The organism is Paenibacillus tyrphae, assembly GCF_024158745.1.
Lineage (GTDB): Bacteria > Bacillota > Bacilli > Paenibacillales > NBRC-103111 > Paenibacillus_G > Paenibacillus_G tyrfis_A.
Window position 1 is genome coordinate 1 of the sequence record NZ_JAMZAW010000049.1, and the last position, 15,108, is coordinate 15,108.

Genomic DNA, 15,108 nt, shown 5'->3' on the forward strand with positions numbered 1-15,108 from the left:
AGCTAAAAGGTTAAAATCTAACATTATATCTTTTTGATGGGGGCTTAAGATGAAGAAGAGAACGGTTTTAACATATCTGAACTTTTCAATTGTCTGTTTGTTACCGGTCTTTATTTACTTACGTCGAAATATGGATAATAAAATCATTTTTTATTCTATGGCTGTAGTCGTTACTGTATTATGTTTATTAAGTTTATTTTTATTAATAAAACGATATAAGAACAGCCTCATTTCCTATGTAGGAATTGTTTTATTAGGACTTAGTATGATCTTTGTGGTCAGAGAAACCTTGGATCAACGAATGAATTTCTATCTTCAAGAGGCTTTAACTAATTATCTATCCTCGGCATCACTCGAAATCATAGGGGAGGGACAATATAATGTTAATCTGGCCAAGCCAATGCTCGGCCAGAATCTAAAAAATGAAAAAAGAACTTTGGGGAAATTTTATCCTGAATTGCCTTATCATCAATCGGAACTTTTTTTGGTGGACAAACACTTACCAGACAATCCAAGTGTTAGTTATAGGTTTGTTTTTAAAAAGCCATATCAGATTGATAACCAGGATGTATCAAAGAAAGTATGTATTGTGTGGGGGATGTGCAGCTATTTTTATCATGGTTATGCAGATATTGATCTGAAGACGGGAGAAGTCATTGGTCTCAAAATCCAATATATGGATATAAAGTGATCTGCCATTTAAAAGAATAATAGTTACCCACACAACATATCCAGCCTATAGACGAGGAATCCCGCCTATGGGCTTTTCTTATTCAGCACATGAATATGTGAAATTACCGGTTCCCATAAGCTGGCTTTTTTAGTATGGTATTATTGTAAATAACAGGGAGGTCTGACGATGAGAAAAGCCTTCGTTTTAGTCTTTTTACTGCTGCTTTTGCAGGGATGTGCCCGTGAAGATCAAAAGAACCTTGTATTCTCCGGAGAGAGCGAGCATTGGACGGGGAAGCTTGAAGTTTATCGGATCGGCGACAAAGCGGAGGAAAGATTAACGCTTCAATATAAACCGAATGAGCGGCTTACGGTGCCCATTGACTTCTCCTATTCCTTTTTCGGGGGAAGCCACTCGACAAAAGGCTATAGCATAAAAAATAATAAAATTGTGGACCGCTCATTTTCTACGTTTCCTTCCCTTCCAAAGAGCGAGGAAATCCCCATACATGTCGAATGGGCCGGAAAAAAGGAGGACGTGCTGCTTAAGTCGAAATGATGCTGCTATGATGCAGAGTACGAATAAAGAAAGGCTGGAGCGGTCTTGCGTTTGGAACGGATACTTGCTGTTTTGATGCTGGTTGTCAACAGGAGAAGAATATCGGCCGCGGAGCTCGCGGATAAAATGGAGGTTTCGGTCCGGACCGTTTACCGGGATATCGAAACGTTATGCCAAGCCGGATTCCCGATCGTCGCCTATCAAGGGGCCGGGGGTGGCTTTGCCGTCATGGAGGGCTACCGGCTGGACCGGAACGCGCTGACGTTCGAGGAAATCGCTTCGGTCATTTCGGCGTTGAAAGGGATGACGAAGACGCTGGACGATGCGCGTCTCGGAACGACGCTGGAGAAATATACGAGCCTGCTCACCGACAAGGAGAAAGAGACCGCCCGCTTCTGGCAGGAGCGGCTCGTCATCGATATGAATCCGTGGGGGGCGGACGGTGCGATGAAGCGGAAGGTCGCCCTGATTCGGGAGGCACTCCAGAAGGAGGTGACCCTCCGCTTCGCCTATACTTCGAATAATAGGATGACGACCGACCGTGAGGTCGAGCCGATGACGCTTTTGCTCAAGGGCGCAGCTTGGTATTTGTATGCGTATTGCCCGCTTCGCGGCGATTTTCGCATGTTCCGGTTGTCCCGCATGACTCAAGTGGTTGTGACGGATCACCCGTTCGAGCGCAGAGAGCATGCGAGCCTGGAAGAGAAGGACCTGGAGCAGATGTGGAATAGCAGCTCCCGGACGGTGACGATGGTACTGTGCTTCGCGCCTGAGGCGAGAGCCCGGGCGGAAGAGTTTTTCGGCATGGAGGAAGGGCAATCGGGAGAAGACGGCTTCTTGACGGTCGTGCAGACGTATCCCGAGGACGAGTGGGTGTACGGCTTCCTGCTCAGCTTCGGGGACTTGGTCGAAATCCTCGAACCCGAGCGGCTGCGCGTGCTCATCCGGGACCGCGCGGAGCGCATCTGTAAGATGTACGGGAAATGAAAAAATAACATGACAAACTGTTGTCATAGTTAGGGGTGTATGCTGTAGCTATTCCCAATCAAATGGAGGTTGTCAAAATGGACAAACAATTTTGTCAAAGCTGCAGCATGCCCCTGAACGCTGCCGAAGATTTCGGCACGAATGCCGACGGAAGCCGCAATGAAGAGTACTGCACCTACTGCTATCAAGGAGGGGCCTTCACCTCCCCGGACGCTACCGTGCAGTCGATGATCGAGGAATGCGTACCGCATGTTGTCGAAGGTCAAGGCATGTCGGAGCAGCAAGCCCGCGAAATGCTGAATCAATTCATCCCTTCGCTCAAAAGATGGGCGTAACAGATTAACGTTCCCGTACTAAAGCTTTTATCAGGTCGCAAAAGAAGCCGCCGTCGTGCTCTGCGTTATTCGCAGGCGCGTCTGCGGCTTTCATCTTTTTGCTGAGCCTGAGCCGTTCTTCTTAACTGAACCGTCAATGAAATGATGGAAAATGGCATATATAGGATATAGAATGGATTTAGATTTGGAGGGGTACGATGGGGATTGCTTTGGTGCAGGTTGTTCTTTTTACTTGGGGCTTATGGATGGCAAGGCGGAGAGCGGCAGGTGGCGAGGACGGTCTTATACTTCCGCTGTGGGTACGGGTGATGCTCAGTCTCTCTCTGGTTGCGGCTGCGTTCGTGATTTGGCGATCTGACCCGGCCTCGCCTTATGGCGAGTGGGTATTTTGGGGAATGCTGATGTCCTTCCTCGGCGATCTGTCCATGGCCGGCATCATTCCATGGCCGCAAAGGCTAATTGGCGGCATGCTGACCTTCGCGGTCGCGCAGAGCTTCTATATGACGGCCTTTATTCAAATGATGGCCACAAGCGGAGGAGCTGCGGGAGGCCGCGGCTTATGGATCGGTGTGGCCGGCTACGGTCTGCTGCTTGTTATCGGATGGCTGTTCTTTATTCGCAATCCCCGCAAGCAAGCCATCCTTAATTATGGAGCGCTTGGATACGGACTATGGGTTGGTGGAATGGCCTGTTTTGCTCTTGATCTGGCAATGATGCTAGGGGGAGTCTGGTGGCTGACGGCTGTCGGCGGCCTGATCTTTGTCCTGTCCGATCTGCTGATCGGCGTGACGGATGTCGGGGGGTACCGTATTAAACATAAAGAAATATGGTCGCCGGGCAGATGGCGATTATTTACGCCGCGGCAGGATGATGTTCGGCGAATAAAATAAATTGTAGCGAAATGGAGCGATCGTGGTGGTGTGGAGAGCAGTAAATCCTGCGACTGGAGAAGAAGGAGAGGAAATTCGTGCAACGCCGCTGGAAGCGGTAGAAAGCATGATGCAGAAGGCCAAATCGGCGTCGATCCCATGGAGGCAGATGCCGGTAGCGGAACGATTGACGTATTTGCGGCGGATTCGTTACTACATCGCAGAGCATTTTGAGGAATGCGCGGAGCTGATTGTTCAGGCGACCGGGAAGCCACTCGTGGAAGCGGCAACGCACGAGCTGTTTATCGTGGCGGATGCGATCAAGCATATGGAAGACTGCGCAGTCAAGACGCTAAAGACGCGAAAAGCGAAGACGCCGCTCACCTTGTTCGGGAAGCAATCCGCGATTTCCTACCACCCCCGGGGTGTCGTTCTTGTCATTGCGCCGTGGAATTTTCCGTTTCAGCTTGCGATGATACCAGCGCTAAGCGCATTAACGGCTGGCAACAGCGTCATTGTCAAGCCTTCCGAGGTAACGCCGCTGGTAGGGATATTGATGGAGCGTATATTCGCGGCGGCGGGATTTCCCGAAGGGCTTGTGCAAATCGCTCATGGGGATGGCGCGCTGGGAGCCAGGCTCATTGAGGCGGAGCCGGACTATATTTTCTTCACGGGCTCCGTGCAAACCGGCACGCGGATTCAGCAAGAAGCCGCGAAACGGCTCATCCCGACCACGCTCGAGCTCGGCGGCAAGGACCCGATGATCGTCTTCGCCGATGCGAATCTGGAGCGGGCCGTGAGAGGAGCGGTATGGGGATCGCTGGCCAACAGCGGGCAGGCTTGCATTTCGGTGGAGCGAATCTACGTCGAGCGGTCCGTCTATACCGATTTTGTGACGCGACTAAAGCAGGAAGTAAGCCAGCTGCGCCAAAATGGAACCGAAGACACGGACTTGGGCTCGATGACATTTTCGAAGCAGGTGGATATCGTTAGCGATCATGTGCGCCATGCACTGGAGGAAGGGGCTGAACTGGAGTGCGGACTTCGTCCCGAACAATGGAGGCTATCGCAGGGCTTGCGGGTGCAGCCTATCGTACTGACGCAGGTGAACCCGCAGATGAAGGTGATGCGCGAAGAAACGTTCGGTCCCGTCATTAATGTCATGCCTTTTGACCATGAGATGGAAGCGGTCGAGCTGGCGAACGATTCCTCTTTCGGACTGAACGCAAGCGTCTGGAGCCGGGACCTGACTAAGGCCCGCCGCGTCGCCGACCTGCTGGAGTGCGGCGGGGTGTGCATTAACGATGTGATGGTCACGATCGCGAATCCGTACCTGCCTTTTGGCGGGATAAAGCACAGCGGAATAGGACGCTACCATGGGGAAGAGGGCCTTACGTTGTTTTGTCATCAAAAGGCGGTCGTGCTGGACCGGGGAACGAAACCGGCGGAAGTCAACTGGTTTCCTTATGCGGGCAAATATCCGGTCTTCGGCCGTCTGATTAAAAGCTGGTACGGTTCTCGGAGAAGCCTGTTTGGTTTTATTCGGGCGTATCTTGAGCTGATGCGAAAATCCAAATAAGCGAGCCGGGCTGCGGGAAGGGGATGCGCGATGAGACTATATATCAAAGAGTTTTTTACCCATGTTGATATTTGCGTAATGTGCGTATTGCTGGTGGCGGGGTGGATGGTCATTTTGCCGCATGCGAATGAGGGGGCGATATGGCTGGCTCTTGTCATTGGGATGGCCGGTTATGCATTAAGCGAATATATGATCCATCGCTTTTTGTTTCATATGAAGCCGCCGAAGCATCCCCTGCTGCTTGCCATGCTCCGCCGTCTGCACTATGACCATCATATTTACCCGAACGAATTGCACCTGCTGTTCCTTCCCGTATGGTACAGCCTCCCAGTCATGGTCGGACCGGCGCTTATCGCTTATGGGGTGACGCGGGATACGGTGCTGACCATCGCTTTTGTGACGGGAGTGATCAGCTTCCTGCTTTACTACGAATGGACGCATTTTGTCGCCCACCGGCCTATCAAGCCGATCACGCCCTGGGGGCGCTGGATGAAGAAAGTGCACCTCTGGCATCATTACAAAAGCGAACATTACTGGTACGGCGTAACCAACCCGCTGTTCGATGTCATGCTGGGCACGTTCCGCGACGAGCAGCAGGTGGAAAAAAGCGAAACGGCGCGCAATCTGGAAGGGAAAACGGATTTGCGGCTCTAGTCCCGTTTTCAATATTTGGCAAGTTCGATGACCCGTAGACGGACGCTTTGCAAAAAGTGCCCCGCTTACGGGTCGTTTGTATTTTAGAGCTTCGAGGCGAGCTGTTCCGTAATTTTGTCGATCATGGCGAAAAACAGCGTCTTCTCCTCGTCGCTCAGCGGTTCAAGCATATCGGTAAGCAGCTGCCGCCGGATTTCCATGGCGCTCTCCACGAAGGCAGCGCCTTGCTCCGTGAGCGCGATCCGTACGGTGCGCCGGTCCTCGTCGCTGCGCAGACGGACGATCAAGCCGTCTTCCTCCAACTGATTCAGCGCGATCGTCGTTGCGCCGGAGGAAAGCTGCAATCGCTTGGCAATATCGGCGACCATGCAGTTTTGGTTATGGTAGATGGTCTTAAGAATGTAGTATTTCGTATTGTTCATCCGCCAATGCGGCTCTTTGTGCTTTTGTTCGATGAGCTTCATTTTGTATTTCAGGAACGTTTCCGCCAGTCTGTTCATCGAGTCGAATTCATGAGCGGACGTGTCCGGAGGCTGGTTTGCGGACATGGGGCTTCTCCTTACTTTGTTCTAAATCGCGCAGATAGATCAAGTATACCGGATTTTATTACTAATTGTTTTCCGTTTTTTTTCATGCTAAAGTTGTTTTATTGCAAAATTACTTTATCACAAAGTAATTAACATATTAAAATATAATGGAGGAGAGAAATCGCAATGAAAGGTCGCATGTTTGCAGCCAATATTATTGGCGTTGTTCTTATTGTATTGTTAGCGTTCGGTGGATTTTATTATTACGATCAGTCGTCCAAATATATCAAGACCGAAGATGCCCGGGTTGCGGGCGATGTGATCGCGGTATCCGCCCCGGCGGCCGGTACGCTGTCGTCCTGGAGCGGGAAGGAAGGCGGGATGATTGCCAAAAACGGCAATGTCGGTCAAGTCGCCGAAGGCTCGAAAACGGTGAACGTCGCTGCCCCGATTGACGGCACGATCGTCAAAAATCAGGCCAAGGAAGGCCAAATGGTGCAGCCCGGCCAGCCGCTGGCGCAGCTTGTCGATATGAAGAACCTGTATGTGACGGCCAACCTGGACGAAACCGACGTGAAAGACATTCAAGTCGGCTCGGCAGTGGACATTACGGTGGACGGCGATGCCGGCACGACACTGAAAGGAAAGGTCGAAGAAATCGGACATGTGACGAACTCCGTATTTTCTTTGCTGCCTACCGCGAATACGAGCGGGAATTATACGAAAGTGACGCAGAAGGTACAGGTCAAAATCTCGATGACGAACTATTCGGATTCTATCCTGCCGGGAATGAACGCTACGGTGAAATTGACGAAAAAATAATGGCTTACTTCTAAATATCTTATAAAGAAAGGAGCTGCGATGATGGCTTCTCCGCGAGAAACGAAGGATAACCGGGGCGGCTTGTCAGGTTATGGGAGTTTATTGACGGTGCTGATGTTGGGCTTGTTCCTGGCGATTCTGAACCAGACGCTGCTGAACGTCGCACTCCCTCATTTGACGGCCGACTTCGGCGTCAGCACGAGTACGGTGCAATGGCTGCTCACCGGCTATATGCTGGTGAACGGGGTTCTGATCCCTTTATCTGCGTACTTGATTGAACGGCTTGGAGTCCGCCGGTTGTTTTTGATCGCGATGCTTGCCTTTACGGCAGGGGCACTAATCTGCAGCATCGCTCCAAGCTTCCCGGTCATGCTGACCGGACGCTTGATTCAAGCGATCGGCGGCGGCGTTCTGACTCCGCTGGTGATGAGCGTCATCTTGTTTATATTTCCGCCGGAGATGCGGGGGAAAGGGATGGGGCTGTTCGGGCTCGCGATGATGTTCGCGCCAGCGGTCGGACCGACCTTGTCGGGATGGATTGTTCAAAATTACGACTGGCACTGGCTGTTTACGGGAATGCTCCCGTTCGGCGTGTTGGTGCTCATTATTGCTTTTTTCAAGCTGAAAAATATCGAAGAACCTAAAAAAATCAAGCTGGACACCTTCGGCACGGTCACATCGATTTCTGGGGTAGGGCTTCTCTTGTACGGGCTTAGCGAAGCCGGGTCTAGAGGATGGACGGACACCGTTGTGTTGTCATGCATCGTTGCCGGGTTCGTTCTGCTTATCGCGTTTGTCATCCAGCAAGCGCGCTCGGAAAACCCGATGCTCGATATGCGGGTATTCCGCTATGGCGTCTTTTCGCTGTCGACCGTGATCAACGTGTTCGTCACGGCCAGCATGTTCGCGGGCATGATTCTTCTGCCGCTTTATTTGCAGAACCTGCGGGGCTTTACGCCGCTCGATTCCGGGCTGCTGATGCTGCCGGGGGCGATCGTGATGATGATCATGTCGCCGATCTCCGGAACGCTGTTCGACAAGATCGGTCCGCGCCCGCTGGCGGTCGTCGGCATGATCATTACGACGGTGACGACGTACGAATTCACGACACTGACTCTCGATACGTCTTACGGTTATATTGTTGCCATTTATATGGCGCGTTATTTCGGGATGTCCTTGCTGATGATGCCGATCATGACGGCCGGGATGAATCAGCTTCCGCGGGAGCTGAGCAAGCACGGGACGGCGATGTCCAATACGCTGCGCCAAATCAGCGGTTCGATCGGGACAAGCTTGATTACGACGATTTTTACCAATCGTTCGACCGTTCATTATGCCGCGTTCACGGACCGGATGAATACGACGGACCCGACCTTCATGGACTCGTTCAATGCGCTCGTTAACCGGATCGCCACGGCGGCGCACCTGCCGTTGACCGAAGCGAAAACGCAAGCGGCAGCGGCGTTAGCTGGCAAGCGAAACTGCAGGCAACGGTGATGGGAATTAACGATGCCTTTTTCTGGACGACGATCATTTCGGTGGTCGGGTTGGGTTTGAGTGTATTCTTGCGCGATGTGAGAAAAGATAAGCCAAAACGGACCCTGCATAGTCCCGAGGAGACGAATGCGCGTACGACGGAGGTTATTTTGCTCCCGTCGCCGGGGCAAACGGCGCAATAAGTGAACCAGGAGGGGGTATACGATAGCGAAGGCGGACATACCGAGGCATTGGCGCACGCCATCGCGGCAGGAGCCGCCCTCGTCGAGAATGCCGATGTGCAGGTGCGCAGCGTGCAGGAAGCGGACGTCAGAGCTCTCCCGGAGGCGGATGCGATTATTTGGGGCTGTCCCGGGCATTTCGGAACGATCAGCGCCGGGCTTAAAGCATGGATCGACAAGCTCGGCTATTTGTGGGCGCAAGGCAAACTGATCGATAAAATCGGCGGCGTCTTCTGTACGACGGCGACGGAGCACGGAGGCCTCGAATCGACGATGGTCAGCCTGATGACGCCGATGCTGCATCAAGGCATGATCGTTGTCGGTCTGCCGGGAAATCTTCCGGAAAACGCCACGTACGGCTCGTATTATGGCGTAGGCGTGACGTGCCCGATCGATAGCGAAGAGCTGCTCGGCGGGCAGGGCGAAGAGTTGGGTCGGGCTTTCGGGAAGCGGATTGCCGAGGTTACGCGGAGATTTGCGCGTTCTTAAGCGGATGACTCAGGCGGACGGAAGGAGGAAGCGAGATGACCGTTCCTGTCATTTGCATCGCAATAGCCGTTATTCTGGTTATTGTTCTCATCATGTATAATACGCGATCGATGATGTCTGCGCCGGTCCCCCGGAGCGAGCGGCAGTTTCCCGGCCATTCGGAGGAGGCGCCGGAGCAGGGACCGCAAGCGGAAGCGCCCGCGGGTCCGGCTGTGCAAGAAGCCGCGGCGACGAAGCGCCGGCCGGCGGAGCAGGAGTCTCCGGCGGTGAAGCGTGAACCGCTGCCTTCGGCGCCTCAGCGGCCCGCGGCGGCGAATCAGGAGGGAGCCGAGGCCATAACGGTCCAAGGGACTTCGGCGGCGGAAAAGGGGGCCGAGGCACAAAAGCCCATAGCGCAATCGGGCCGGGCGCTTGCTCCCGAAACCGATGCGGAAGCCGCGCGGACTTCGGACAAGCTTGCGGATCCGGAATATCGTCAGGCGCTCCGCGGGTTTGCCCAACCGGCAACGCCCGGGACGCCGTCCGAGAAAGCCGGCGAAGCTCCCATGAAGGACGACGACTTCCGTACGGCGCTGCGGTCGATGCACAACAAGAAACAATAATACGATTTCGGAAAAAGACTTCATTACCTTGGGTTATCGCATGGGCGTCCTGAGGCCATGGAGTCTTTTTGTGCGTTGGAAGTCAACTCAATTACCAATTACAAGCCCCGTATCTGGGTAGATTTTCGATGTGGTCACCTAGTTATCCACGGAGTTATACACATAATAAACAGCCTATCTAACGGAAAACTTGTCTAGCGGATTGTTATTATTCACATATTCACAAAATGGGTTATTCACACCGGGATTTGGAAATTTGGCTTCCATGGGTATGATTCTTTAGTATTGTAATATTTGTAAAAATGGTGTTAACCTTTGGACCAATGGACAGAAAGAGACCCACAAGCAACGGGCCGTGGGTCTAAAGGGTTTATATATTAAAAAGGGGGTCAAGGATTATTATAGCCTGCGAACATTAAGGGACGATGAAAATTATATTTCATTTATATTACAAATCTGATAAATCGGAATAATGCAACGACTGGCACGCATAACGGTATAGGAAACAGACTTACAGAAACATTATTGGTAGCGCTTACAAAGAACTGTGCCGAAGGGGGACCTGCTCCTTGATGAAAAAGCTTGTGAATTCCCCGACCGCCTTCGCCTTGGGCATGCTCGCCATGATGATCCCGACTCAAGCGTTCAGCGCGTTCTACAGCTACTACTACGTAGAGAAGCTGGGTCTTGGCGTAGGGCTTGCCACGCTTGCAAGAACGATTTACCTGATCTGGGATGCGCTTGGCCAGCCCTTGTTCGGCTATTTATCGGACCGGACACGCAGCCGCTTCGGACGGCGCAAGCCGTGGCTCGTAGGCTCCATTCCGCTGTTCATGCTGACGTTCGTTATGGTGTTTGCCGTCCCGGACGGCTTGTCCGGCTATAGCTTGTTCGCCTGGTTTCTGATCGCGCTCGTGCTGTTCGAGAGCGTCTCGGCCATTCTGTGGGTGAACTACGGCGCTTTGTTTCCGGAGCTGTTCCGGGGCGAACGGCTGCGGGCCAAAGCATCCGCCATTCAGCAGAGCTTTCAGATCGCCGCCATTCTGATCGGCTCGGCGCTGACGCCGGTGTTGTTTGCCGCGATGGGCTTCGGACGGATGGCGCTTGTGTATGCCGCTGCTTTTGCCGTATTCATGCTTTTCTGCGCCGCGTCCGTGAGGGAAAGCGAGGAAGCACGCCAAGAACCGCCGCTCCGGCTGCGGGAAGCGTTCCGCGAAACGCTCAAAAACCGCGTCTTCTGGTTGTTCAATCTGGCCAACTCGTTCGCGCAGACGGTGAACGGGCTGATCGGGTCGATGATTCCGTTTTATGCCAAATACGTTCTGCGCATCCCGGAATCGCAAGTCTCCCTGCTGCTTGCCTCCGTATTCGTATCGGTCATTCCGCTGGTTTCCGTGTGGTATTGGATCGTTCGCAGATTGGGGGCGGTCCGGAGCTGGCGGTTTTCCTTGGCTGTGTACGGGCTGTCCGTCATTCCGCTGTGGTTCGGCAGCAATCTTGCGGGCGGCATCGCGGCAGGCGTTACGGTCGGGTTCGGCTTGGCGGGCTTCCTGGTGACGCCGCCCGTGCTCAGCAGCCAGATCATCGACCGGGACTTCGAGCAGACCGGACGCCGGAGAGAGGGAGTCTATACCGCGGTCGGGGGGTTCATAACGCGTTCGAGCGGCTTGATCTCGGCGTTGGCGTTCTGGGTGGTCGGGTTGCTGTTCGGGTATGTGAGCGGGGAGCAGCCGGGGCCTGATCCGCAGGGCACATTCCGCTGTTTGATCAGTGTCGTTCCCTTCTGCTTGCTGGCGGTGTCGTTTCTGCTGGCTTCGATTCTTAAAGATGCCTGAGATGAAAGCGTGAATAAAAGTCTGCCATAATGGCAGCTGGGCTTTTTGAGAAGATGGGCCATTAAGGTAATAGAAGTACATTCAGGGGTGAGGTATCTACTTCCTGTGGCTGTTGTCTACAGAGGATTTTTATTAGAAGCCGCTTAGTAGCGGGTATTTCCCGCAGACAAAGGCGACCGCTATCGCCCCTCCATAGATACCCACCACTGTTTGTGCTTCTAATAGCAAGTAAAATGCCTTTTTCTCAACTCTTTGCCAGCCGTAACCAAGCCTTTTATATAAACGAAAATATGAGATCTTGGTGTTTAAGAATTTTTTTTAATAGAAAAAAGACAACTCTGTTTTGCTCAAACGAAAAACCTTATAAAAGCAACGGTTTATAGAATGCCTTGAGGGTTTTTGGAAGTATTGTTACTGCGACGAAATAAAAGCAATTTTTATTAAAATAGCAATTTACAAATTGTGGAGTAAGTTATATAATACATCAAGGGTGGCCATCCATAAATTTCAAAATAAGGATATGTATTCAATTTGAAAATCAAAATGAATTTGAAAGTTTTAGGAATTGCTTCGTTCGTTTTTCTTGCCGCAATTCCGGCCGTCTCTGCAGGGTTTCAACCTTATGTGGGTTATTCTTTACCACCTCTGAAAAAAAATAATTATACTAACACCCATATTAAAGTGACAGGCAATCAATATATTGAAAACAAGGTTACGAATCTGCAAAACACGGGTTCGGTAACAATGTGGGCGACTAACGATCAGAAGACTCCGGTTTCCGCGGACTATGATTTTAAAGTAGGATCACATAATAATATTACTTTTAATAACAACACTCCTTTATATCAAGGTCAAGGAGTTGCCATGGGAATGCAGAACGGTAGTTGGTATTGGCAAGAATACGCATTTGTTGCTGGCGAGGTTGATTTTAAATAATCAAAAGAGGGGATTTTCCCCTCTTTATTTTTACTGGTGGGTGACTATATGAAATCGATGATAAAATTTGAACTCAAAAACTGCTTGTTACGAAGAGAAGCCATATACATTTTTGCTGCAATGTGCATATTGAATATAATCGCATATCTTATAACAGTATACTCTTATTATGGCAACCCTTTAAGTTCGATAAGATCTGCTTTTGACCTTTCTATATTAACAGGGCATCCTTCAAGATTTCTTTACCAGACTTTTATTATTCTATTACCACTTCTGTCTGCCCTTATCTATGCTGATTCCTATTTTACAGATTTAAAAAGTGGGGTGTATAAGCAGATTATCACTCGAACGAAACAAAGTGATTATATTGGAGCAAAAATTTTGACTATCGTTATAGTTACCTTCTTTTTTACTTTTATTCCATTGATGCTGAACCAGTTACTTTGCCTTATTGCATTTCCAAGTGTTGGTTTCGACAATAACTTTGCTTATCCGGCATACGACATTGGGTATCAAAACTATGATTCTTCTTACTGGTTGGACCTTACCCGTGTTCAACATCCTTTTCTATATAATATTTTGTTTATGTGTACTGCTAGTATATTTTCAGTCTTATTTGCATTATGGACTTTTGCTATATCAATGCTTTTTCCTAAGGGAAGATTAGTGGTTATCTCAAGCATATTTTTTTTACAACTATTCTATTCTTTTATGGTAGAAATCTTAAATGTTAGATCTTTATCCTTCTTTAATTTTGTTATACCTTTATCACAAACGACTACACTGCACTTTATAAGCATCGTGCTGGTTATGCTCGTTATAAGTTTAGGAATAATAAAAATGCGTTTAAATAGGGAGCTGGAATTACAAGAAGTGTAACGCAAATTTAGAAATAATGCAGAGGAGAATTTAGTAGGACCAATGTATACACACATCATAAAGAAAATGTTTTTTTCAAAAAGACTGTATGTAACAATAGGCATTCTCCTTGTGATCAGTTTTTATTTTGCTTATTCGATGAGCAAAGAAAGTACATGGATTGGGATACAGAAAAAGTTAAATTTACAAGACGATTATTATTGGCTTCCTTATTTTGCGTATTTTCAATTTTTCAGTGATAAAATAATTATCTATTTTATGGTTCCTTTATATTTGATCTTTCTTTCCATACAATCAAGTATGTTTAACCAAGATAATGTTATTCTTAGATTTCATAGTATAGAACGATGGTGGAAACAAAGAACAAAAGGGATCATTTTATCATCTTTCTTTTACTCACTAACGACATTTCTCCTTATGTTCATAATCATAGTTATTTCAAAGGTAATTCAATTTGTTACCATTGATTTCATGTTCTTTTGTTTTTTCGCGATTTTTAGTCATGCTCTTGGTTACATTTTTTTTGGAATATGTTGCAACATTATTCAGTCAGGCGTAACAAAATTTTGGGTTAGTGTTTTAATTGTTGTGGCGTTCAACAGTTTGATCGATCTGATTCTAAAGGGGTTGCACTCTAATTCTAACACACATATACACTATTTCTTTCTATCTTATAAATCATTATATGCAACAATTGGTTATAAGGACTTAATTATCGTATTCGTCATAATAGGAGTATTATTTATATTAAATTATTTGGGTATATGGATTTTGAATAAAAAGAAATCTTATGGAGTTAATAGGTAGTTATGAATAAAATTTTCTTTCAACCCAGCCTGCTTGGTAAGATTGTTGCTGGCTGCATTTGGGCAGTTCTTTTGAGTTTTATTTACAAAAATATTTTAAAGGTAGATCCTAGGGCCCCGATTGAAATTTATTATTTTTTTCTTTACGGGCATCTTGATTTGTTCAGCATACAGTATATATATCCGGTTTTATTTTGGATTTCTCCTCACGTTTTCTTGTTATTTATTATAGTAAATGTAATATCACATGAATTGTATGATATGTCTTGTTACATTTTTACACGCTCAAGAAGAAGAACTGTATGGGTTTCCAGAATGCTGATGGTATTTGCTGTGTGGACCATTTCATATTACTTGATTCAATTTGCAGTAGTATATGGGTTAGGAATAGTATATGGATTCAATCCTCACATTGCGTTTTCTGAATTTAAAAGTATAATCTCTATTTTCATTTTAAATATATTATTTAGTTACTTCATGATTACGTTGACTTTTTTTATTTCAATTATGAAAAGCACAATTTTAGCTTTAACTTCGGGGCTTACTGTAATTTTATTGTCGTTGTTTGTTTCTCGATTTTTTTATGAGATAGGTTTGAATTATTTTATAACATTTTTACCCACAAGTCAGGTTATATTTAGTTGGCACTTAAATGGGACCGAATATGAGAAGTATGTAGGATATAACTCAGCTTTAGATGGTTTTCCAATAAGCTTTTCGATTGTTTATTTATTGGTTGGATGTATATTGTTCGCCATATCTTCAATTATCGCAATAAAGCATAAAGAATTTTTATAGGAGGAAAAAGTGTTGAAAGCCATTGAAATTATACAAATAGA

The 15,108-nt window shown here is 48.4% G+C and carries 15 protein-coding genes and 1 pseudogene; 15 read left to right on the top strand and 1 reads right to left on the bottom strand.

Features of this window, described 5'->3' with window-relative positions:
• Positions 1 to 49 precede the first annotated feature (49 nt).
• The 7 genes from NI000_RS36000 (at position 50) to NI000_RS36030 (ending at position 5,655) form a co-directional block, all read left to right on the top strand.
• Positions 50 to 691 carry a hypothetical protein gene (locus NI000_RS36000; RefSeq protein ID WP_253416089.1) on the top strand — a complete coding sequence of 214 codons (642 nt, stop codon included), beginning with the start codon at positions 50 to 52 and terminating at the stop codon, positions 689 to 691.
• Positions 692 to 859: 168 nt separating this feature from the next.
• Positions 860 to 1,231 (top strand): hypothetical protein, encoded by a 372-nt coding sequence (locus NI000_RS36005; protein WP_253416090.1) that lies wholly within the window; start codon positions 860 to 862, stop codon positions 1,229 to 1,231.
• Positions 1,232 to 1,306: 75 nt separating this feature from the next.
• Positions 1,307 to 2,218 (top strand): helix-turn-helix transcriptional regulator, encoded by a 912-nt coding sequence (locus tag NI000_RS36010; RefSeq protein WP_253416091.1) that lies wholly within the window; start codon positions 1,307 to 1,309, stop codon positions 2,216 to 2,218.
• Between the two features lie 77 nt (positions 2,219 to 2,295).
• Positions 2,296 to 2,553 (top strand): zinc ribbon domain-containing protein, encoded by a 258-nt coding sequence (locus NI000_RS36015; RefSeq protein ID WP_253416092.1) that lies wholly within the window; start codon positions 2,296 to 2,298, stop codon positions 2,551 to 2,553.
• A gap of 197 nt (positions 2,554 to 2,750) precedes the next feature.
• Positions 2,751 to 3,443 (top strand): lysoplasmalogenase family protein, encoded by a 693-nt coding sequence (locus tag NI000_RS36020; RefSeq protein WP_253416093.1) that lies wholly within the window; start codon positions 2,751 to 2,753, stop codon positions 3,441 to 3,443.
• Positions 3,444 to 3,468: 25 nt separating this feature from the next.
• On the top strand, positions 3,469 to 5,001 hold the full coding sequence (locus tag NI000_RS36025; RefSeq protein WP_253416094.1) for an aldehyde dehydrogenase family protein: 1,533 nt from the start codon (positions 3,469 to 3,471) through the stop codon (positions 4,999 to 5,001).
• Between the two features lie 30 nt (positions 5,002 to 5,031).
• Positions 5,032 to 5,655, top strand: a complete 624-nt coding sequence (locus NI000_RS36030) for a sterol desaturase family protein (RefSeq protein WP_253416095.1) — start codon at positions 5,032 to 5,034, stop codon at positions 5,653 to 5,655.
• 83 nt (positions 5,656 to 5,738) lie between these two features.
• Here NI000_RS36030 and NI000_RS36035 read toward each other — a convergent pair whose 3' ends face one another.
• Positions 5,739 to 6,203 carry a MarR family transcriptional regulator gene (locus NI000_RS36035; RefSeq protein WP_253416096.1) on the bottom strand — a complete coding sequence of 155 codons (465 nt, stop codon included), beginning with the start codon at positions 6,201 to 6,203 and terminating at the stop codon, positions 5,739 to 5,741.
• A gap of 165 nt (positions 6,204 to 6,368) precedes the next feature.
• Here NI000_RS36035 and NI000_RS36040 point away from each other — a divergent pair, with 165 nt between their 5' ends.
• From NI000_RS36040 to NI000_RS36075, 8 genes and pseudogenes are all read left to right on the top strand, one after another.
• Positions 6,369 to 7,004: an HlyD family efflux transporter periplasmic adaptor subunit gene (locus tag NI000_RS36040; RefSeq protein ID WP_253416097.1), complete on the top strand. Its 636-nt coding sequence runs from the start codon at positions 6,369 to 6,371 to the stop codon at positions 7,002 to 7,004.
• Positions 7,005 to 7,046: 42 nt separating this feature from the next.
• Positions 7,047 to 8,683, top strand: a pseudogene (locus NI000_RS36045) (DHA2 family efflux MFS transporter permease subunit).
• Positions 8,684 to 9,211 (top strand): NAD(P)H-dependent oxidoreductase, encoded by a 528-nt coding sequence (locus tag NI000_RS36050; RefSeq protein ID WP_253416098.1) that lies wholly within the window; start codon positions 8,684 to 8,686, stop codon positions 9,209 to 9,211. It begins immediately after the preceding pseudogene.
• A gap of 35 nt (positions 9,212 to 9,246) precedes the next feature.
• Positions 9,247 to 9,813, top strand: coding sequence for a hypothetical protein (locus NI000_RS36055; protein ID WP_253416099.1), 567 nt, complete (start codon positions 9,247 to 9,249; stop codon positions 9,811 to 9,813).
• Positions 9,814 to 10,382: 569 nt separating this feature from the next.
• On the top strand, positions 10,383 to 11,648 hold the full coding sequence (locus NI000_RS36060; RefSeq protein WP_375541039.1) for an MFS transporter: 1,266 nt from the start codon (positions 10,383 to 10,385) through the stop codon (positions 11,646 to 11,648).
• Between the two features lie 531 nt (positions 11,649 to 12,179).
• Positions 12,180 to 12,584, top strand: coding sequence for a hypothetical protein (locus tag NI000_RS36065; protein ID WP_253416101.1), 405 nt, complete (start codon positions 12,180 to 12,182; stop codon positions 12,582 to 12,584).
• 48 nt (positions 12,585 to 12,632) lie between these two features.
• Positions 12,633 to 13,463 carry a hypothetical protein gene (locus NI000_RS36070; protein ID WP_253416102.1) on the top strand — a complete coding sequence of 277 codons (831 nt, stop codon included), beginning with the start codon at positions 12,633 to 12,635 and terminating at the stop codon, positions 13,461 to 13,463.
• A gap of 809 nt (positions 13,464 to 14,272) precedes the next feature.
• The gene (locus NI000_RS36075) at positions 14,273 to 15,067 is read left to right on the top strand and encodes a hypothetical protein (protein ID WP_253416103.1); all 795 of its coding nucleotides are present in this window, start codon (positions 14,273 to 14,275) and stop codon (positions 15,065 to 15,067) included.
• The last annotated feature ends 41 nt before the right edge of the window (positions 15,068 to 15,108 follow it).

Bases quoted from the DNA above. Each gene is read 5' to 3' on its own strand.
- NI000_RS36040 (WP_253416097.1), top strand. From the start codon at position 6,369: ATGAAAGGTCGCATGTTTGCAGCCAATATTATTGGCGTTGTTCTTATT.
- NI000_RS36055 (WP_253416099.1), top strand. From the start codon at position 9,247: ATGACCGTTCCTGTCATTTGCATCGCAATAGCCGTTATTCTGGTTATT.
- NI000_RS36015 (WP_253416092.1), top strand. From the start codon at position 2,296: ATGGACAAACAATTTTGTCAAAGCTGCAGCATGCCCCTGAACGCTGCC.
- NI000_RS36070 (WP_253416102.1), top strand. From the start codon at position 12,633: ATGAAATCGATGATAAAATTTGAACTCAAAAACTGCTTGTTACGAAGA.
- NI000_RS36000 (WP_253416089.1), top strand. From the start codon at position 50: ATGAAGAAGAGAACGGTTTTAACATATCTGAACTTTTCAATTGTCTGT.
- NI000_RS36010 (WP_253416091.1), top strand. From the start codon at position 1,307: ATGCTGGTTGTCAACAGGAGAAGAATATCGGCCGCGGAGCTCGCGGAT.
- NI000_RS36030 (WP_253416095.1), top strand. From the start codon at position 5,032: ATGAGACTATATATCAAAGAGTTTTTTACCCATGTTGATATTTGCGTA.
- NI000_RS36005 (WP_253416090.1), top strand. From the start codon at position 860: ATGAGAAAAGCCTTCGTTTTAGTCTTTTTACTGCTGCTTTTGCAGGGA.
- NI000_RS36075 (WP_253416103.1), top strand. From the start codon at position 14,273: ATGAATAAAATTTTCTTTCAACCCAGCCTGCTTGGTAAGATTGTTGCT.
- NI000_RS36020 (WP_253416093.1), top strand. From the start codon at position 2,751: ATGGGGATTGCTTTGGTGCAGGTTGTTCTTTTTACTTGGGGCTTATGG.
- NI000_RS36035 (WP_253416096.1), bottom strand. From the start codon at position 6,203: ATGTCCGCAAACCAGCCTCCGGACACGTCCGCTCATGAATTCGACTCG.